This window comes from Sorangium sp. So ce1504, assembly GCF_051521635.1.
Taxonomy (GTDB): Bacteria; Myxococcota_A; Polyangia; order Polyangiales; family Polyangiaceae; genus Sorangium; species Sorangium cellulosum_B.
This window is the reverse complement of the sequence record NZ_CP150365.1, coordinates 8,106,290-8,125,402: the sequence shown is the minus strand read 5'-3', so window position 1 is coordinate 8,125,402 and position 19,113 is coordinate 8,106,290. Positions and strand designations below refer to the sequence as shown.

Sequence of the window (19,113 nt, the reverse complement as noted above, 5' to 3'; positions counted from 1 at the left end):
CATAGCCGGTCAGAACGCGCCGCACGGCGTCGCCTCAGGAGAAGATCATGTCGAGCTTGGGAGCCCCGGTTACAGCGCTGCTCGGTACGTGCCTGTTCGCGCTTGGATGCGTGGTGACGCCGGCGCCGGCGGACGACAACGAGGAGGACATCGCAGCCGAGGGCGATGTGGCGTCGGTCGAGCAGGCGTATGTCTTTCCCAACGGCGACGATCCGGAGTTCCTCTGGGAGCCGCGGACGATACAGATGCTCCAGCGGCTCGCCCTGGCGCCGCTCGCGGACGGCGCTGGCAAGCTCGCCAGCACGCCGCTCCTGGAGACAGAGCAGGGCCGCAAGCTCCTCCACTATGTCGTGGGCTGCGCGCTCCGCCCGGACATGACCGTGAAGGGGGTGGTGGGCGCGTCCTCCTACGTGTACAAGGGGGCGCTCGGCCTCGCGGCGTCGTGGAGGAGTCAGGCCATGACCGCCATGTCTCCGCAGCGCTGGGTGACGGCGTGCATCCTCCAGACCTTGAACGGCTTCCTGGAGGAGGTGCCGATCCGCATGGTGGGCAAGCACCCGGGCCTCGCGGACGCGCCGTGGATGAGCCCTGCGCAGTACACGTTCCCGGACGCGACCATGTTCGGCAACATCTTCGTCGCGGGCCAGGAAGTCGCTTATGCCTGCGCGGATGAGGGCGCGCAGCTCGCGTGCGGCGATATATGGAGCCAGTTCGCGAAGCTGCGGATCTGCGACTCGTCGCCGACGTGCAAGCTCACCCTCCTCGGACCGTGCAAGGGCTCGCTCCCGAACGAGACGGACTGCACGACGAACGCCGCTGGCCAGCCGACGTGCCACGCGGACGGTGTGTCGTACCCGGAGTCGATCTCGTCGAAGCTCGACGCGGAGGGCGTCTTCAACCTCTACCCGAGCTGCGGGAACTGAGGCGCGGCGACCCTCGTCGACCAGGAGCATCGCCACGGCCCGAGCAGCCGGCGCAGCGCTGTCGTCGAAGGGGCGTCTGTCTACGGAACGGGGCTCCACGAGGCGCCGCGGCCGTAGGCGATGAACGCGGGCACGGCCTTGGCGTCCCGGGTGTCGATGACGACGACGCTTCGAATCGTCGGCTCGCAGCCAGCGTAAGGGCATAACGAGAGCGTGAAGGCGAGGTGGCGATCGTCGGGCGCCCAGGCAGGCTCGTAGGCGCTGTAGAAGGGGCGCGGAAACGCGCTGGTGAGCGGGCGGTCGGCGCCGCCGTTCGCGTCGAGCAGCGTGAGCTCGTTCCAGTAATCCGCGCCGAACCCTCCCACGCGGACGGACCACGCGACGGCGATCTTCGAGCCCTTCGGCGAGACCTCCGGGCGCATCGAGCCCGAGACCCAGAACGAGCCGAGCCCCTTGATCCCGGTGCCGTCGAGGGCCGTCGTGTAGAGCCGCGACCGCTGGCAGCAGAGAGCCCCTGTCTCGCTCGCCGAGAAGAGCAGGCGATCGCCGAGAAAGCGGGCGGCGCTGAACATGTGGTTGCCCGCGTCCGGCAAGCGCCTGACACGCCTCGTCGCGACCTCCACCGAGAGGAGGTGCTCCGCGTCGAACTCGCCTGCGACGCAATGAACCGCGTCGCCGCCCGGCGAGAACGTGCATTGGCTCAGCGTCGCCGGCTGGCCGATGCGCTGGTCGTCGCCGCTCGCGACCTCGACGAGGTGAAGCTCTTCCAGGCCTTCGTCCGCCGGCGCTCGCGCCCTGGCGACGTAGGCGACGCGGGCGCCGTCCGGCGAGATGGCGAACGAGGGCTCGCCGTACCATGCGGAGAATTTGCCGGTGATCGGCCGCTGCTCCGTGCCGTCCGCGTTCATGAGGAAGACGCGCCAGGCCATCCCGTCGCGGTTGCTGAGAAAGGCGATCCGCCGGCCGTCGCCGAGGAAGGTGGGCGCGACGTTGCGCTGCGTCTTTCGCGTGAGCTGCGCCTCGACGCCCGTCGCGAGGTCCATCGCGAAGACGTCGCCAGAGCGCACGAAGGTGATGCGCCCGGACGCGAGCGCGAGCTCCCTGGCGCGGCGGAGCCGCGGAGGCCTCTTCTCCGCCTCGGGCTCACCGAGCCCCGCGTACGCCTTCACCCAGTCGTCGAACGTGCCGATCGTCTTGCGCGGGGCCGGGCCCGTCGATTCCGCGGTTGGCTCGGGGGGCGGCTGGTAGGGAGCCGTCGGAGGCTCCGCGCTCGGGGCTGGCGACGTCGCGACGGCAGGGGGGGCGGTCGGAGCCGGGTCGGCGCACTGGAGCGGGGCCGCCGCGCTCGAGGCGCTGGGCGGGGGAGGGGGCTCGCCGTCGCTCGCCGGCCTGGGCGTGCACGCGGCGAGCAGGAGCCACGCGAGCGCGGTGCGTGGCGTTCGTTCGTTCGTGCATGGTCGTGGGAGAACGCCGCGGCAGGGGGGCGCTCATCCCGTTCTCGGAGCGCTGCGCCGCGAGCCGCTCGAAGGATAGGGCTCCTTCTGGCGCCCACGCGAGGGGTGGTAGGCTCGCGCGATGAGCGCCGCCGCGCCGCCCACCCTCGACGAGGTTCTCCACCGCCCCCTCGTCCGCGCGCGCTCGCCCGCGGGGCGCGTCCTCGGAGTCGCGACGATGGCCGCCGCGCTCGTGTCTCCGGCCGCGGCGAGCGCCTCGGACTCGGCGCCCGCGTTCACCGGTATGGGCTCCGCTGTCGTCGAGGCCCTCAATGAGCTCCGCTTCTGGGGCCAGGCCCAGATAGGCGCCACAGGCGCGATCAGCGATTGGGAGGAGCCGGGCGGGGTGGGCCTGCGCGCCTCGATGAGCGTGCGCGGAATCGGGCTCGCCGGCGCGCTCCGCTATGAGCAGGTGGAGGGCCGCGGCGGCGGCGTGCTCGCGCTGGGCGGCCAGCTCCGGCCGCTCGCCTTCGCCCAGATGACGGCCTATGAGCGGATCGATCCCTTTCTGAGCCTGGGCGGTGAGGTCGGCGGCGAGCGAGACGCGCTTCGCGCCGACCTCTACGCGGGCGCAGGCCTCGATTTCGTGCTCTTCCCCGAGGAGGACGCGCAGCCTGCGCTCGTCCTCGAATACCAGCTCCGCCCCCTCCGCACGCCCTCGGACACGCCGCTCCAGATCCTGCACCTCGGCGCCGCCATGCGCGGCGTCTTCTAGCGCGGGCGCGCGTCCGCGCTGGTATCAGGGTCGTCATGACGACGATGCGTGCCAAGCGAACGGTGTCGGCCCCGCGTAGAGCTTCCAGAGCGGCCCCTCCAGCGGCCCCCGCTCCGCGTGCGGCGCCGGAGCGAGCCCATGTGCTCGACGTCCCGTTCGCGATGCGCGCGGTCGCGTCCGCGAGCGGCGCGCGCTGGGACGCGGAGCACGGCGTGTTCGTCGTTCGCGCAGAGACGCTCCCGCCGGCCCTCGCGCCGTTCCGCGCCGCGCCGTACTCGTGGGAGCGACGCATCGAGCACGAGCTCAACGATGACCCCGCGCCCGCGCCGGCCGCCCCCGCCGGGGCGATGATCCTCCGCCCGCACCAGCTGGACGGCGTGCGGGCCATCGCCGCCGCGAAGGCCGCCAGGCGCGCCGGGTTCCTCCTCGCCGACGACGTCGGCCTCGGCAAGACGATCACCGCCTGGGCAGCGGTCCTCCAGATGCCGGACGTCACGACGGTGCTGATCGTCTGTCCGCTCGCCGTCGTCGCGCACTGGCGCCGCACGGTCCAGGCCATGGGCGACGCAGGCAAAGAGATCGTGATCATCAACTATGATCGGCTGGGCAAGCTCTTCGAGGTGACCCCGGAGGCGCGGCGAAGGATTCGATCGAAGAAGGGCCTCGCGCGCGCCGGCAGCGCCGCGGAGTTCGACGTGGTGATCTGGGACGAGAGCCATCGCTGCAAGAACCCGGCGGCGGCGCGCTCCAAGCTCGCGGTCAAGCTCAACGCACGCGCACGGTTCGTGCTGTGGCTCTCGGCCACCGCGGGGCAGAACCCGCTGGAGCTATCGTATCTCGCGCCGCTCCTGGCGAGCGCAACCGGGAGCCGCTCCGCGGATCTGAAGGACTTCGAGCAGTGGTGCGCCGACCAGGGGCTCGGGGTTGCGCGCGGCGCGTTCGGCAGGTGGGACTGGCGCGGCGATCCGGCGGACTGCGGGAAGGTGCGTGCCCTCCTGTTCGACGGCCGTCCGGCGGTCGGGGTGCGGCGTCGCCCGGAGGACGTGGCCGGCTGGCCCGAGATCAACCGCATCCTCACCCCGCTCGAGCTCGACGCCTCCGCGCGCGAGCTCTACGCGCAGGCGTGGACCGCGTTCCGCCGGGAGATGGATCTCCTGCCCAAGGGCGCGAACCCGAAGTCGGCGCTCGCCGCGACGTTGCGCCTGCGACAGAAGAGCTCGCTCATCCGCGTGGCCAGCACCGTGGAGCTGGTGCGTGAGCTGCTCGACAACGGGCATCAGGTCGCGGTCTCCGTCGCCTTCATGGAGACGCTCGAGGCCGTGGAGGCCGCGCTGGCCCGGGAGCGCGTCCCGTGCGCGCTGATCCACGGCGCGCTGCCGGCCGGCGAGAAGGAGGCCGAGCGCCTCCGCTTCCAGCGCGGCGAGCCGCGCGTGGTGCTCTTCACCGTGGAAGAGGGGATCTCGCTCCATCAGGGCGAGCACAACGAGGTGCCGCGCTCGGCGGTGATCCACGATCTGCGGTGGTCGGCGATCCAGATGGCGCAGATCGAGGGCCGCTGCCACCGCGATGGACGCTTTGCGCAGGTCTACTGGGCGTATGCCGACGATACCGTCGAAGACAAGATCGCTGCGATCGTGTGCCGCAGGATCGGGTCGATGAAGGCGATGGTCGGCGATGACGTCGAGACGATGCACGAGATCGAGCGGTTGCTCACCGGAGCCGAGTGAGAGGCGCGCCACGCACCGTGGCCATGATCGTCGCCTGCGAGCCAGAGACGAACACTTCAGATCTGGTCCGGCGGCTTCGGTTGACCAATCGACGGATAGCAGGGCCGGCAGGACGTTGCGCGGCAGGGGGCTGAGTCGATATGTTGTTCGGGGATCGGCAGGACTTCGCCATCTCGTTGGGCCGGGCTGCCATGGAGGGTTGCGTCGTGGCTGCCCCCATCCGCCATGGCGCCGCCACCCCCTGAGGTGGATCTCTCCTCGCGTTTTCCCGTCGTTTCGTGTCGGCACGGGGTGTGCTCGAGGCCGAGCGTCATGCCGACGCTCGAGCACAACGCCCTCGTCGAGATGTTCCGCGAGCACCCCGAGCTCGCGCCCCACTGGCTCGCGACGCTCTTCCGCCTCGAGGTGCCGCCACACACCTCGGTCGGGGTCGTCGAATCGTCGCTCGACCAGCTCATCCCGGTCGAGTTCCGCGCTGATCTGGTGCTCGAGCTTCGAGACGCGAGCGGCGCGCTGGTGCTTGCGATCGTCATCGAGATCCAGCGCGACATGGATCCGGACAAGAAGTTCTCGTGGCCGACGTACGTCACGGTCGTGCGTGCCAAGAAGCGCTGCGGCACGGTCGTCCTCGTGATCGCATCGGACGCCGGCGTGGCCGCCTGGGCGGCGGAGAACATCGACCTCGGCCTGGGCCTCGGCCACGTCGAGCCGCTGGTGCTCGGTCCGGCCGTCGTCCCCGAGATCACCGACCCAGCCGAGGCGGAGAAGGACGCCGAGCTGGCCGTGCTCTCGGCGGTGGCGCACGGCAATGGGCCGAACGGGCTCACCGTGGTCAAGGCCGCGCTCGTTGCGCTGGGCCGGCTCGACCAGGAGCACGCGATGGTCTACTTTCAGGTCATCTGGAGCGGGTTGCGTGAGCCCATGCGGCGGGCTCTGGAGGCGTTGGTCATGGAACGGCAGATCGAAGACGAGGCGAGGTTTCCGTTCGTGCGGGAGCTGATGGATCGCAGCAAGCTCGCGGGCCTACGTGAGGGCGAGCTCAAGGGTCTACGTGAGGGCAAGCTCGAGGGCAAGAGGGACACGCTGCTGCGGCTGCTGGCGCGTGCAGACATCGCGCTCACCGAGAGCGAGAGCGCTCGCATCCAGGCGTGTACGGACATTGCGACCCTCGACCGCTGGATCGATAACGTCCTTGCGGCGAAGAACGCCGCCGAAGTGCTCTCCTGATGGTCAACAGATGCGGCCCGACAAGGCGATGAATCAGATGGGCTTTGCCAGCTGATCATCGCGGCCTATACAATCGCGCCATCAACCGCGCGACGGACCGCTTGTCATGGTGTCGCCGGACGCGGCGCTTCAGCCGTCGAATCGGACGCGCGTGCCCCCCGAGGGCCGGAGCACCGGGAGGTAGCGCGAGGCGGGGAATCCGCCCTGGAGCCTGGGGCCCGAGGCCGGGAGCTCCCGCCCGAGCGCGACGAGGAACTGGACGATCTCCATCCACGCGAGGTGATAGCCGAGGCAGAAGTGCGCGCCGCCGCCGAACTGGGCGATCTCGAGCGGCGAGAGCGCCTCCTTGCGGCCGAGCCAGCGCTCGGGGCGGTAGCTGTCCGGATCCGGGTAAAGCTCGGGATCGCGCGAGAGCAGGACCAGCGGGATCGCCACGTGGGTCCCTGCGGGGACGGCGCGGCCGTCGAGCTCGAAATCGGCGACGGCGCGGCGGGCGTCGTGCGCCACCGGCGGGTGGAGGCGGAGCGCCTCGCGGAACACGGCCTCGGCGTAGGGGAAGCGGCGGAGATCCGCGGGCGAGCGCGGGAGATCCGGCGCGCTCGACGCCTCCTCGCGGAGCGCGCGCCAGACCGCGGGGCTCTCGGCGAGGTGGGCGACGCACCAGGCCATGACCGAGGCCGAGGTCTCGTGGCCGGCGAGGAGGAGCAGGCGGAGGTTGCCCACGAGATCCTGCTCCGAGAGTGGCTCGCCCTGCTCGTCGCGGGCCGTGAGCAGCGCCGGCAGGAGGCCCTTCGCGTCGCCGCGGGCGCGCACGCCGGTGAGGATCCGGCCGATGCGCTCGTCGAGCCAGGCGCGGGCGCGGAGCCCGCGGCGCCGCGGCGAGCCCGGCACGTCGAAGGGCAGGCCGAGGATCACGAGCATCAGATCCTCGTAATAGTGGCGCCACTCGGGCAGCTCGTCGTCCTCGACGCCGGTGATCTTGAACATCACCTCCAGGGCCAGCTCGCGGGTCTCGCGCAGCAGCTGGACGTCGCGCCGGCCGAGCCACGAGCGGACCTTGCGCTCGACGCTGGTCGCGACGATCGCGCCGACCTCCGCGGCGTCGAGGCCCTTCGGCGAGAAGGGCCCGTTCATCGCGGTGCGGAGGCGGCGGTGCGAGGCGCCGTCGTGGGCCATCAGCGTCTGACCGAAGAGGTGGCCGACGCCGCCCTCGGTCAGATACGAGGAGTCGACGGCCTTGCTCTTGAAGAGCGAGAAGGCCTCGTTCGAGGCGTAGATGAGCTGCCAGGCGTCGACGCCAGGAGCCCAGAAGAAGAGGGAGCCGAAGCGGCGCTGGCCCTCGCGGAGCAGACCGAGCTCGTCGACGGCGATCGCCGGCATGTGGCCCACGACCGGGAAGCGGCCGGGGAGGATGGGGAATCCATGCCGCGTCTCGATGCGGCGGGCGAGGGGGTTGCGGCCCTGAAGGAGCGGGAGATCGGCGAAGGAAGCGGGGAGGGCGGTGGTCATGGCGCGTGCGACCTCCACTTGTATCATCACGCCGGCGCGGCCTGGGCGCCCGGCGAGAGGCGCGCTGTCATCTCCGGATCTCGGACACGAGGACGAGCCGCCCGCCGTCGACTCGGGCGCACACATGGTAGTCGGGGTCGGTCCCGGGGCCCTGCTCGAGCGCACGTGCGATCACGCCGAGCAGGTTTGGCCATGTGCCGGCGGCGGCGACCAGGTAGGCAGACCAGCCCGCCTCCTCGAACGCGGTGACGACCTTCTTCGGGTCGTCGAAGCCCTTCCCCGGATCGCCGACCGCCGCGCGGAGCGCCGGCAAGAGCTCCGTGACCGCCGCGTCGCCGGCGGCGCATCGCTCGGCGGCGAACGCCCTCTCGACGCCGGCGCGCGAGGCGTCCGTCAGGGCCCACGACGCGACGAAGCGGCTCTGCTTGCCCTGCACGGTGACCCCGAGGGTGCCGTCGCTGGCGAGCCTGCGCGCCGGCGCGGCGAGCCAGAGGTTCTGCCGGGCCTCGGCGAAGCTCTGGGCGGCGATCGTCGGGATCACCCTTGGATCGACGTGGCCTCCGGAGAGCGCCCTCGCGATCTTGCCGTAGCCGTCCGTCGCGCCCAGCTCGCCCATCCGCTCGGGATCGAGGCACACCGACACAACGGGGCTCGCGTCGAACCTGGAGCACCGGCCCTCCGGGCCCCCGACCTCTTCGCTGAACGCGACGAGCTCCTTCAGGACGGCCGGATCGCCGCCGGACCCGAAGAGCGACATCACCACGTCGAGCCGGAGGTCGGCGCCGTCCGCGTAGATCGCGACGGCGGCGAGCCCGCCCTGCGCCACGCCGAGCGGCGCCCGGGCGCCGAAGCCGGCGCAGCGCGCGGCGCCCGGGCACGCCTCCAGCGGGGCGCCGCCCGCGAGGACGTCCACCACGCCCGCCAGCGCGCGCCGCGGGTCCGCCCCGCTCACGAGCGGAACGAGGAGCCGCACCCGCGTCACGTCCGCCGCGTGCCCGCGGACGACCTTCTCGAGCGCCTTGCCCGAGGCCCCCTTGGCCATGGCGTCGACGACCGCGCGCGCGCTCTTCTCGGACGCGGGCACCACGGCGCCCAGGATCGGCCTTCGCGGATCGACGCCGGCCTTCGCGAGCGTCACGTCCGGCGGATCCTGGCTGCCGAGCGCGCGGTTCGCCTCGATCAGGACCTCGGCGATCTGGGGCACGTACTGGACGGCGACGTCGAGGGCGCTGTTGCGAAGCGAGGCGTAGATCGCGGCGCCCGGCGGGAGGCGCGCGATCTGCTCGGCCGACGGGGGCGGCGGCTCGGGCGCGGCTCCCCCGGGCGCGGCCGGGTCGCTCGCCGCCGGTTGCGCCGCCGCCGCCGCGGAGGCGCTCGCCGGTGCGCCTGGTCGCGCCGGTTGCGCGGCGGCGCTCGACGGGCTCGCGCCGGTCGAGCCTTGTCGCGCGGCGCAGGCCGCGCTCCCCGCACCGAGCGCGATTCCTGCGCCGAGGAGGACGATGGGGAGGAGCTCTCGAAGGGGCATGAGCGGGCTTCATGCCCGCGCGGTCGCCGCGCCACAAGCCATGTGGTGATACGCTCGGCGCGAGGACGACTGGAGCTCGTCGCTCGTCGTCCGCCGGAGCGGGGAGCAGCGCGCGCTGCGCATCCTCGGCGCCCACCACAGGCACCCCGCCAGGCTCGCCGTGGACGCGGACGCCGTGTACATCCTCGAGGTGGGCACGAAAGCGGGGCCCAGATCGCGCGCCTCGGGCCAGGAGCGCTTCCATTGCTGCAGCATCTGGGCGGCGCCGCTGTGACGAGCGCGCGCGCCGGGGTCGTTTCTGGCAGGCCCTTGTCCTCTGGCAGGCGACAGTCCCGCCGCCGCGTGTGACGCCCAGACCACCGGCGACCCCCTTCTCCATCAGAGAACCCTCGAAAGCCCGCAGCAGCTCGCACGCCCGGCGTCTGGCCCGCGCGCTGCAATGAGCCCCCGCGCCGCCACGAAGCTGCGCGCCGCGAGAGAGGGCGCGCACCCCAGTCCCTGTTTCACCCCGAGAGGTCTCCCCATGTCGACGCTCAAGAATGGCATCTTGGCTGTGATCGTGTCCTCCTTCGCCTCGCTCGCCGCCACGGTCGGGGTCGGCTGTGTTGCGGACACGCAGGATCCCGAGGTTGCGGACCTCTCCAAAGAGGACACCGCCAGCGCCGAGGCGGCGATGCTCTCCAGCTCGACCACGCAGGGCTTCGGCTGGGTATGGTCGACCCTGCTCGGCGCGGGCACCATCAACGCCAACGGCTCGTATTCCTACAATTCGGCGGGCGGCACCAACACCATCACCAACACGAGCACGGGCGTCTATTCCGTCGATTTCCCGAACCTCGCCGGCGCCGGCGGCAATGTGCAAGTCACGAGCTACGGCAGCGGCAGCGACCGCTGCAAGGTGGCGTCGTGGGGCACCGGCGCCCTCGCCACCACGCTCCGCGTGAACGTCCGCTGCCACACGGCGGGCGGCGCCCCGGTGAACACGTATTTCGTCGCCCTCTATTCGCGCGAGAACAACAGCTATGGCGGCGCGTACCTCTGGAACGACCAGGCGTCCGCCCCGCTCAACGTGCCGTACACGCCCTCGACGACGTACCAGTACACGAGCGGCAGCCAGTACAGCACCATCACCCACATGAACACCGGCCGGTACACCGTCCGCGTCCCGGGCATGTCCGCCACCGGCGGCACCGTGCATGTCACCGCGTACGGCGGCGGTCTGGAGTACTGCAACGTCTCGGGCTGGACCCAGAGCGGCGCCGACGCCCTCATCGACGTGGGCTGCTGGGGCGCGGCGGGCGCATCGGCCGACAGCCTGTTCAGCCTCAGCTATCACCTCGGCATGCCGAGCACCGGCCGCGTGGGCGGCTTCGCCTGGGCCAGCGACCCGGTGTCGTCGTCGTACACCCCGCCCGCGAGCTACACGGGTCTGTACAACACGCTGCATCCTTGCTACTTCGGCCCGGGCATCAGCGCGGGGCACAATGCGCCCGTCGGCTCGCATTTCGTCCGGTACCCGAACATGCTGTCGTACAACTCGACCGCGATGGTGACGGCGTACGGCTATGGCAACCAGGTTTGCAAGGTCTCGAACTGGACCGGCGTCGGCTCGGATACCCAGGTGAACGTGCAGTGCTACGACTATCTCGGCAACCCAATCGACAGCCAGTTCACGAATATGTATCTCGGCGCCGAGATGTTCACGCCCTGCTGAGCGAGCGCTGATACAGAGGGGCCGAGATCACTCGCCCGTGTCGAACTCGCACGCGGCGACCTGCGGCGCACACTCGCCCTCCACCTCGGCGGCCACAGAGGCGAGGCAGTCGTCGCACTCGGCGCTCCGCCCCTCGCCGGCGCCGCACGCGCCATAGCAGGGCAATTCCTCCACCAGGCCGCAGGCAACGCAGAGACAGTCCATGAGCACCTCGTAAATCTCGGCCGACTCCGCGCACAGGTCCGCCGGATCGTCGGTGTCGTAAGGCGGCAACGAGCAGGTCGCGCACTCGGCGCTGCCACCGGCTCCGCCCGTGGCGCCGACCTCGCCGCCCGCGCCAGCGCCCGCCTCGCCTCCCGTCGAGCTGCCGCCCGCGCTGCCGCCGGCCTCGCCTCCCGTCGAGCCGCCGCCGGTCCCGCCTCCCGTCGAGCCGCCGCCGGTCCCGCCGCCTCCGCCCACCAGATGGTAGCTTTCGTCCAACCCCGCCAGCGCCGTACACCCGCCGGCCGCCGTAAGCCCGATCAGCGCCATCGCCAGGGACGCGTTCACCCGCTTCGAGCCCGCCATGGCGCCGGAGCATCACTCGCTTACGCCTCCGGCGTCAAGTGACCGTGCGGCTGGTTCGACCTGGGGCCGTGGTTCGATGCACGCACGACACGCGTGCTCGTCAAATCTGTTACAATCGTAGCAATCGCATGTTCATGGACGCCGGCACGCAGGACCGCCGCCCCCGAACTCGGCCTGATCGCCCTGCCGTGCGCTGCCACGTCGTGGCTCGCCATGGCACAGAAAACCAGCGTGGTTCTCTCGTGCCGGAGCGGGCATGTCCCGTGCTCGACGCGGCGGCCATGACACACAAGTGCTTTCTCTGGTTGGCTCGTGGTCCCTTCATTGCGTGGGCGACGCTGGGCGGCGCGGCGTGCGGCGAAGATGACCATGGACCTGCGAGCGCGGAATCCACCAGCACCAGCGGAGCGGGCGCGAGCGGCAGCGCCGGCGCTGGCGGCTCCGGGGGCGGCGGCGGCAGCGCCGCCAGCGGCGGAGCCGGCGGCTCCGGGGGCGGAGGTGGCAGCGCCGCGAGCGCCGGCGCTGGTGGCTCCGGGGGCGGCGGCGGCAGCGCCGCCAGCGGCGGGGCCGGCGGCTCCGGGGGCGGGAGCAGCCATGGCCTGACGTGCCGCGAGTCGAGCTTTCCGGCGTTCAGCAAGGCCTGCGAACAGGCGAGCGACTGCGTCGTGCTGCCGCACGTCACGACCTGCTGCGGAGACATCCTGTTCGTCGGCGTGGACGCGGACGACAAGGAAGCGTTCGAGGCCGCCGAGGCGGCGTGCCTCGCAGGCTCGCCGCTGTGCGATTGCCCGTCGCGTCCGTCTCTCGCGGAGGACGGCCGGCGGCTCGAGAGAGAGAGCGAGCAGGCGGTCGCGGCGCGCTGCGACGAGGGCTCGTGCACGTCGGAGATCAGAGATCTGCCCTAGCTCGACCGTCGTTCGCGGGGACACGAGGTGCTGGCGTCACTCCAGATCCCGGGTGTCGTGCGGTACATCGCGAACGGCGCGACCGCCGCGGGGTGCCCCTACCTCGCGATGGAGTGGCTCGACGGCGAGACGCTTGGTGAGCGTTCGCCCCGGCGCGGCTACGCCGTGCGTTCCACCGAGCTGTCGGCCGCGCTCGCGGACCGCTTCAGGCCGAGGCGCGAGAGCCGGGCCGGGGCGTCCCCGGGCGCGGGGTGCCGGATCGTCCCTCTCGGATCGAGCGGCGGCGCGGCCGGTTCGTTGCCGGTGAGCTGCTTGAGGCCGTAAAAGCCGTTCATCGCCGCCGAAAGCATCATGGCGCCGCGGCTCAGCGACCGCGCGCCGCGCGCGAGGCGCTCGACCACCGCCGCGGGGCCGAAGGCGCGATTCCACATCTGGCGGTGGGCGGCGAGGAGCTGCTCGGGGGACATGCGCGCCGGCCGGAAGGCGACGCCGTAGCCGCTGTAATGGGGCCAGTCACGCTCTTCCAGGATGCGCCCGTCTCGCCGGTGCTCGTCGTACAGCGGCGTGCCCCGGAACGGCGTGAGGATGCTGAGGAACGGGACGTCGACGCCGATCTCGTTCAGCCGATCGGCCGTGGAGGCGATGACCTCCGGCGTCTGATCGTCGAAGCCCGAGATGAAGCCCGCCATCACGCAGATCCCGCGATCGTGCAGCTTGCGGATGGCCTCGCGGTACTCGCGCGCGCGGTTCTGGCGCTTGTCGACGCTCTTGAGATCGGCCTCGTCGAGGCTCTCGATGCCGAGGAAGATGCCGATACAGCCGGACCGCTCCATCGCGTCGAGCAGCTCCCGGTCCTTGACGATATCGATGGATGCCTGCGTGAGCCACCAGCGATCGAGCCCGGCGAGCTCGCGCAGGAGCTCCTTGGCCCAGCGGCGCTGGACGAGCAGGTTGTCGTCCCAGAACCACGCGACCTTCTCCTGCCAGAAGCGGGGGAAATGCGTGGTGGCGACGTCGCGGATCACCTCGTCGACGGGGCGCACGCGGAAGCCGGGGTTGAGGTCGGGCACCGTGCAGAAGCTGCACGTGAACGGGCAGCCGCGCGTCGCCTGGAGCACGCGGGGGACCAGGAAGCGCTCTTCGAGCAGATCGTAACGAGGGGTCGGCAGCCCCGCGAGCGACGCCGGTTCGCCGTGATAGACGCGGCGCTGCGTGCCTCGCGCGAGATCGCGCAGGACCGAGGGCCAGACCGCCTCGGCCTCCCCGGTGACCACCACGTCCACGTGCTGGAGCGCCTCCTCGATCCAGTACGAGACATGCGGCCCGCCGGCGACGACGCGCACGCCGAGGGCGCGGTAGCGATCGGCGAGCGTGTACGCGCGGCGCGCGAAGCCGGAGAAGAACGAGAGCGCGACAACGTCCGGCGAGGCGTCGACGGGGACGGGGCGCACCTGCTCGTGGAAGAGCTCGACCTCGTGCTCCGGCGGGGTGATCGCCGCGAGGTGGATCCCGGTGACCGGCGGGACGAAATGGAAGCGGTGGCCCCGGCGATAGCGGGGGACGTAACTCACGACGATCCTCACCTTCATCAGCGCCTCCTCGGGATCATGGGTCTCATCGGATCGGACCCGCGATGACGGCGTGGATCCGATGGCGGAAGGCGATCCGATGAGAGACGCCGAGAATAACGGAAGGCGGCCGGTGTCGATTCCAGAAGGGAGAGGAGCTACCGTGGAGGGACGGTGGTGGATGCGTGCGGGGGCGGAGGAAGCGAGAGCCTCATGGGGCCCCCTTCCGGCCGCGCCTCGGCCGCCGGCGCCGCTTCCTCCTCCGCTCCCGGTTGAGCCTCAGATCAGATCCCGCTTGATCTTCTCCCGCCATTCACGGCTGGCGAAGCGGGTGTCGTCCTCGAAGGCGTCGAGCTCGCCGCTGATATAGAAATGGTCGCGGTCGGCGTGGAGCCTGGTCGCCACCTCGATGCGGATGTCCCAGCCCGGCCGCGACTGCACATACGTCTGCCGGCAGGTGAAGGAAGCGTGAAGCGGATCGTCCGGCGCGATGCGGAGCTCGCGGCGGAGTTGGTGCAGCACCTCGGTGCCGATCTCGTCGAGGCGCTGACGCCCTTCTCCGAAGACGCCCACTGTATCCGTCACGGTCGTGACCGCACCCGAGGTGATGTCGAAGGTCACCGAGCGCGTGACGCTGCCCGGGTTCACCTGGGTGATCGACGTCGCTCGCGCCGCTTCCGGCTTCAGGAAGGGTTCACCGCCGTCGGCCGCTTGCGGTCTTCGATGCGGCAGCATGAGGCGGCTGGCGCCGGTGATGATGCCGAGCGTCGCCCGCTCGGGCGCCGGCCAGATCAGCGGCCAGTAGGCGCTGGAGAGCGATATCCGCAGGCGATGGCCGGCAGCAAAGCGATGCGCGCAGGCATTCAATACCAGCTTCAGCCTGTAGCGCTTGCCGGGTTCGAGCGGGGTCGGCTCCGCGTGGCTGTCGCGGTGGGTGAGGTTGATGACCTGGAAGCTGACCCGCAGCGCCTCGCCATCGGGCGCCACGTCGCACAGCCTGGCACAGAGCTGCGCCACCGGCTTATCGCTGATGAGCTCCAGCTCCAGCTCCGGGGCGCCGACGACCTGCATCGCCTCCTCGAGCGGCGCGGTGTCGAAGGTGAGCGAGCCGAAATCGTCGATCCGCTGGTCGCCGGGCAGCTCCCCGACGCAGCCGGCCCCCATCCACTCCCCGCCCTGAAGGCCGACATGCTGGGGCGAGCGCAGCGCCAAGACATCCTCGGCGCCGCTCACCGGGGCGAGGCCGTCCTTGTCGAGATAGAGATGACAGGGTTGGATATCCGGCGACGGCCAGCTCTGCTCGGCCACCCAGTGTCCAGGATGGTGACTTCGTGTCGTTTCCGGCGCCGTGTAGTCCTGCAGCCAGGCGCGCAGCATCGGCTCCTCGTCGACGCCGTTCTCGATGCCGTTCAGCCAGCGATCCCACCAGGCGATGGCCTCCTGCAGGAAGCCGATCGCCGGGCCCGGCGTTCCGTCGTGCGGGTAGACGTGCGCCCAGGGCCCGATGATGCCCTTCCGCGGCACCTTGAGGTGCTCCAGCATCCTCGGCACCGTGTTGGTATAGGCATCGACCCAGCCGCCGATCAGGCAGACAGGCACCTGGATAGCGTTCCAATCCTCGCAGATCGACCCGTGCCGCCAGTAATCGTCGCGCCGCTGATGGGCCATCGCAAGCGCCGGCCAGAACGGCATCTGCTCCAGCCGTTCCCGCCAGTTGTCGCGCCAGCTTTCGCCGAAGAGCTCCGGGTCGGCGGGGCGGGCCTGATAGACCAGCATGATGGTGCCCCACCACAGGTTGTCGTTGAGCAGGCACCCGCCCATGTAATGGATGTCGTCGACGTAGCGGTCGTCGGTCGAGCAAACCGAGAGCACCGCCTTCAAGGCCGGCGGCCTGAGCGCCGCCACCTGCAGGCAGTTGAACCCGCCCCAGGACTTGCCCATCATGCCGACATGGCCGTTGCACCAGGGCTGTGCCGCCATCCAGGCGATCACTTCGAGGGCATCGTCCTGTTCCTGCTTCAGGTACTCGTCCCACATCAGCCCGTCGCTCTCGCCGGATCCACGCATGTCGACCCGCAGCACGGCATAGCCGTGGCCGGCGAAATAGCCATGCATCGGCTCGTCACGGGCGCGGGTTCCGTCCCGCTTGCGATAGGGGATGTATTCCAAGATGGCCGGCGCCGGCTTTCTTCGCGCTCCTTCTGGCAGCCATAGGCGCGCCGCGAGACGGCAGCCATCCCTCAAGGTGATCCAGAGATGCTCGGTAATCTCGACCTTCAGGGGCGTTTCAACCGCGGCCGCCATGGTTCACTCACTGGTTCGCGACCTTCCTCTTGGCAAGGAGGTTCGTCCGCCAGTCGGGATCAGTTCCGGGACCGACAACAACAGGAGTTCAGTAGAGGCGGGGTATGGGGGGCGGAGCTGGCCGCTCACCCCATCCCCCGGACGCGGCGCAGCAGCGCGTCCGCCGGCTCGTAGCCCCGCCCCTCCGCGCGAGCCTGCGCCGCCTCGGTGGGGACGAGCTCTCCGGAGAACGCCCTGGCGAGGATCGTGTGCGGGAGCCTGTCGGCCCGGGCCGCGGCGCGGGCCACGCGCTCCTCGACCTCGCTGGCGAGCGCGAAGAGCGCCTGTGCGCGGCGGACGATCTCCGCCTGCTCCTCCGCCGGCGGCACCGACACGGGGATGCCGTTGAGCGCCGCCTGCGTGAGCTTCGGCTGGGCCGAGCCGGTCACGTGGTGCTGCAGGTCGAGCGCGTTCAGGAGCAGCTCGAGGTACCCGAGGACCACGCCGGCCTTCGGTTGGACCACATGAGCATGGTTGTTCACCCAGAACCTCCCGCTCGCGGCGAACGCCACCCGGGTGTTCCTCGACAGGAGGTTCGCGCCGTCCTCGGCGATCAGCAGGTAATCGCCGTCGAACAGGTAGCCATCGATCGAGTCGATGACCCCCGACGCGCCGTAATACGGATATGGCCCCCGGCGCCTCGCTCGAGCCGCGGAGCTCACGGGGACGCGTCGGCCATCGTGGTTGTCCACCAGGGCGCCGAACGGGCAGCGGACCCAGGACGGCGGCAGGGGACGCTCCGGACCGTCGCTGCTCGCCCCGGGCGCGGCCGGCGCCGACGTCGAGCAGCGCGGCGGGGGCTCCGCCGGTCCCGCGGGCGGCGCGGCGGCGCCCGGCGCGCGCAGGTCCTCGGTGAGCCTCCCCGAGCACGCCGCCCCCAGCACGGCCTGCCGGAGCCGCCGGAGGAGCAGCGACGACCTCGCCAGCCGGGCCTTCGCCGCGTCCACCTCGCCGAGCAGGGCTTCGGCCTTCGCGACGATGCGGCGCTGCTCGGGGAGGGGAGGCAGGGAGAAGGGCCGCTCGAACGTCTCGCGCACCTTCACGAACGGCTGCGCGGAGCCGCCCTTCACCCAGAATCCCTCGTCGTTGAGGTGGAGGAACAGGTAACCGACGTCGATGGCCCGCTCATTCGGCCAGACCACATGGGTGTTCGCGATCGCCGACCACCGCCCGCGCGCCTTGAACGCCTTCCCGCACCGCGTCCCCACGGCGGAGACCACGATCGCCTCGCCCTCGTGCTCCCAGCCGTCGCACCACACGTCGGGGCCGGCGGCGCTGAACCCCTGGTAGCGCCCTGGCCGCTGCTCGGCGTGGAGCTTCCCCTTGATGAGCTTCGAGCTCCCGCTCCGGTGCGAGCAGATCGACGCGAGCGTCGTCTCGGCCCACCCCTCGGGCAGCGGCCCGCTCACGCCTCCGCCGCCTTCGCCCCGCCCTCGAGCAGCGCGAGCACGCGGTTCAGCGCGGCGACCGCCTCCGTCAGCTCCTGGAGGGCGTCGGTCGCAAGCTCCTCCGGCTCGGGCGGCTCGCCGGCCTCGTCGAGCGACTCCTCCTTGAGCCACCTCAGCCCGTCGAGCTTGAACTCTCGCTCCTTCACCTCGCGGAGCTCGAAGCTGCGGAATCGACCCTCGCTGGAGCTCGCCGCCTCCCGCACGCCGCGCCCGTCGGGGTCGCCGCCGTAGCACCGCTCGAACTCCGCGAAGTGCGCCGGGGAGAGCGGCCGGCCCTTCTTGGTGATCGACGGGACGCCCGTCCGGGCGTCGTAGATCCAGACCCTCTCCGTCGCGCGGCCCTTCGTGAAGAAGACGACGTTGGCCTTCACCCCGGCGCTGTACGGCGTGAAGGTCCCGTGCGGCAGGCGGAGCACCGTGTGCAGGTCGCAGCCCCTGGCGAGGATCTCCAGCACCGCGCCTGCCTGGTCGGCGAACAGGCAATGGTCCGGCAGGACCATCGCCGCCCGGCCGCCCGGCGTCAGGATCGTCAGCACGTGCTGGATGAAGTTGAGCTGCTTGTTCGCGGTCGCGATCGCGAAATCCTCGCGGCGCGGCGTCTCGTGGGCCCCCTTCGTGCCGAACGGCGGGTTCGTCAGGATCACGTCGAACCGATCGTCCGGCGGCGGGGCGTCGAGCGAGTCGCCGAGGGTGATCCTCGGCTCGATCCCGTGGAGGACCAGGTTCATCAGGGCGAGCCGGCGGGGGCGCGCGACGAGCTCCTGGCCGAAGAACGCCCCGGCCTTGATCCGGCGCGCCGCCTCCCGGTCGAGCGCCCCCCGCGCCTCGGCCTCGATCCACTCCCAGGCGGCGACAAGGAAGCCCCCGGTGCCGCACGCCGGGTCGCACAGGGCGAAGCCCGGCTTCCCCTGCGGATCGGGCCTGATGCACCGCACGATCGACTGGATCAGGGCGCGGGGCGTGAAGTACTGCCCCGCGCCCTTCTTGCCCTCGGCGGCGGCCTTCTCCAGGAGGCCCTCGTACGCCGCGGCCTGGATGTCCACGCCGAGGCGCGTCCACTCGATCTCGTCGATGAGGTCGACGAGCTTCCCGAGGCTCGCGGGGCTCTTGAAGCGCGGCTGCGAGCCCGCGTAGATCTCCCCGAGGACGCCGGGGGCTCCGTCGAGGGATCGGAGGACGTCGGCGTAGCGGTCGAGCAGCGCTTGACCGCTGCGCGCGCGCAGCGCGGGCCAGGAGCAGTCTGTCGCGTCGACCTCGCCGCGGGGCGTCCTGTGCTCGACGCGCGAGAGATCGATGCCTCGCTCGGCGGCCATCTTCAGGAAGAGCAGGTAGGTGATCTGCTCGATGTAGTCCCCGTGGTCGATGCCGTCGTGGCGGAGCGTGTGGCAGAACCCCCAGAGCTTTCCAACAACGTCGGTCATGCGGCGGCGGCTTCGTTCGGGTCGTGGA

14 protein-coding genes are annotated in these 19,113 nt (G+C 71.1%); 6 read left to right on the top strand and 8 right to left on the bottom strand.

Annotated elements, in window-relative coordinates; all coding sequences use genetic code 11:
• The first annotated feature begins 47 nt into the window (after positions 1–47).
• A complete protein-coding gene (locus WMF39_RS30400) occupies positions 48–923 on the top strand; it encodes a hypothetical protein (protein WP_437739993.1) in 876 nt (291 codons plus the stop codon).
• Positions 924–1,003: 80 nt separating this feature from the next.
• On the opposite strand, the gene WMF39_RS30395 is transcribed toward WMF39_RS30400, so the two are convergent.
• A complete protein-coding gene (locus WMF39_RS30395; RefSeq protein ID WP_437739992.1) occupies positions 1,004–2,092 on the bottom strand; it encodes a TolB family protein in 1,089 nt (362 codons plus the stop codon).
• Between the two features lie 406 nt (positions 2,093–2,498).
• Here WMF39_RS30395 and WMF39_RS30390 point away from each other — a divergent pair, with 406 nt between their 5' ends.
• From WMF39_RS30390 to WMF39_RS30380, 3 genes are all read left to right on the top strand, one after another.
• Positions 2,499–3,131, top strand: coding sequence for a hypothetical protein (locus WMF39_RS30390; protein ID WP_437739991.1), 633 nt, complete (start codon positions 2,499–2,501; stop codon positions 3,129–3,131).
• Between the two features lie 140 nt (positions 3,132–3,271).
• The gene (locus WMF39_RS30385; protein ID WP_437739990.1) at positions 3,272–4,858 is read left to right on the top strand and encodes an SNF2-related protein; all 1,587 of its coding nucleotides are present in this window, start codon (positions 3,272–3,274) and stop codon (positions 4,856–4,858) included.
• 312 nt (positions 4,859–5,170) lie between these two features.
• Complete coding sequence (locus WMF39_RS30380) at positions 5,171–6,085, top strand: hypothetical protein (protein WP_437739989.1); 915 nt, start codon at positions 5,171–5,173, stop codon at positions 6,083–6,085.
• Between the two features lie 129 nt (positions 6,086–6,214).
• Here WMF39_RS30380 and WMF39_RS30375 read toward each other — a convergent pair whose 3' ends face one another.
• A complete protein-coding gene (locus WMF39_RS30375; RefSeq protein ID WP_437739988.1) occupies positions 6,215–7,594 on the bottom strand; it encodes a cytochrome P450 in 1,380 nt (459 codons plus the stop codon).
• Positions 7,595–7,661: 67 nt separating this feature from the next.
• Complete coding sequence (locus tag WMF39_RS30370) at positions 7,662–9,119, bottom strand: hypothetical protein (RefSeq protein ID WP_437739987.1); 1,458 nt, start codon at positions 9,117–9,119, stop codon at positions 7,662–7,664.
• Positions 9,120–9,642: 523 nt separating this feature from the next.
• On the opposite strand from WMF39_RS30370, the gene WMF39_RS30365 reads away from it, so the two are divergent.
• A complete protein-coding gene (locus WMF39_RS30365; RefSeq protein WP_437739986.1) occupies positions 9,643–10,833 on the top strand; it encodes a hypothetical protein in 1,191 nt (396 codons plus the stop codon).
• A 27-nt stretch (positions 10,834–10,860) separates the two neighbouring features.
• Here WMF39_RS30365 and WMF39_RS30360 read toward each other — a convergent pair whose 3' ends face one another.
• Positions 10,861–11,400, bottom strand: a complete 540-nt coding sequence (locus WMF39_RS30360; protein WP_437739985.1) for a hypothetical protein — start codon at positions 11,398–11,400, stop codon at positions 10,861–10,863.
• Positions 11,401–11,681: 281 nt separating this feature from the next.
• On the opposite strand from WMF39_RS30360, the gene WMF39_RS30355 reads away from it, so the two are divergent.
• Positions 11,682–12,305, top strand: a complete 624-nt coding sequence (locus tag WMF39_RS30355; protein ID WP_437739984.1) for a hypothetical protein — start codon at positions 11,682–11,684, stop codon at positions 12,303–12,305.
• A gap of 158 nt (positions 12,306–12,463) precedes the next feature.
• On the opposite strand, the gene WMF39_RS30350 is transcribed toward WMF39_RS30355, so the two are convergent.
• The 4 genes from WMF39_RS30350 to WMF39_RS30335 form a co-directional block, all read right to left on the bottom strand.
• Positions 12,464–13,894 (bottom strand): B12-binding domain-containing radical SAM protein, encoded by a 1,431-nt coding sequence (locus WMF39_RS30350; protein ID WP_437739983.1) that lies wholly within the window; start codon positions 13,892–13,894, stop codon positions 12,464–12,466.
• A gap of 258 nt (positions 13,895–14,152) precedes the next feature.
• Positions 14,153–16,177, bottom strand: a complete 2,025-nt coding sequence (locus WMF39_RS30345; protein WP_437739982.1) for a CocE/NonD family hydrolase — start codon at positions 16,175–16,177, stop codon at positions 14,153–14,155.
• Between the two features lie 125 nt (positions 16,178–16,302).
• Positions 16,303–17,625: a restriction endonuclease subunit S gene (locus WMF39_RS30340; RefSeq protein WP_437739981.1), complete on the bottom strand. Its 1,323-nt coding sequence runs from the start codon at positions 17,623–17,625 to the stop codon at positions 16,303–16,305.
• On the bottom strand, positions 17,622–19,085 hold the full coding sequence (locus WMF39_RS30335) for an N-6 DNA methylase (RefSeq protein WP_437739980.1): 1,464 nt from the start codon (positions 19,083–19,085) through the stop codon (positions 17,622–17,624). Before WMF39_RS30335 ends, WMF39_RS30340 begins: the two co-directional genes overlap by 4 nt.
• Between the last annotated feature and the right edge of the window lie 28 nt (positions 19,086–19,113).

Excerpts from the sequence above, each read along its gene's own strand:
- WMF39_RS30400 (WP_437739993.1), top strand. The coding sequence starts at position 48 with ATGTCGAGCTTGGGAGCCCCGGTTACAGCGCTGCTCGGTACGTGCCTG.
- WMF39_RS30355 (WP_437739984.1), top strand. The coding sequence starts at position 11,682 with ATGACACACAAGTGCTTTCTCTGGTTGGCTCGTGGTCCCTTCATTGCG.
- WMF39_RS30345 (WP_437739982.1), bottom strand. The coding sequence starts at position 16,177 with ATGGCGGCCGCGGTTGAAACGCCCCTGAAGGTCGAGATTACCGAGCAT.
- WMF39_RS30370 (WP_437739987.1), bottom strand. The coding sequence starts at position 9,119 with ATGCCCCTTCGAGAGCTCCTCCCCATCGTCCTCCTCGGCGCAGGAATC.
- WMF39_RS30350 (WP_437739983.1), bottom strand. The coding sequence starts at position 13,894 with ATGAAGGTGAGGATCGTCGTGAGTTACGTCCCCCGCTATCGCCGGGGC.
- WMF39_RS30390 (WP_437739991.1), top strand. The coding sequence starts at position 2,499 with ATGAGCGCCGCCGCGCCGCCCACCCTCGACGAGGTTCTCCACCGCCCC.
- WMF39_RS30365 (WP_437739986.1), top strand. The coding sequence starts at position 9,643 with ATGTCGACGCTCAAGAATGGCATCTTGGCTGTGATCGTGTCCTCCTTC.
- WMF39_RS30380 (WP_437739989.1), top strand. The coding sequence starts at position 5,171 with ATGCCGACGCTCGAGCACAACGCCCTCGTCGAGATGTTCCGCGAGCAC.
- WMF39_RS30360 (WP_437739985.1), bottom strand. The coding sequence starts at position 11,400 with ATGGCGGGCTCGAAGCGGGTGAACGCGTCCCTGGCGATGGCGCTGATC.
- WMF39_RS30335 (WP_437739980.1), bottom strand. The coding sequence starts at position 19,085 with ATGACCGACGTTGTTGGAAAGCTCTGGGGGTTCTGCCACACGCTCCGC.
- WMF39_RS30375 (WP_437739988.1), bottom strand. The coding sequence starts at position 7,594 with ATGACCACCGCCCTCCCCGCTTCCTTCGCCGATCTCCCGCTCCTTCAG.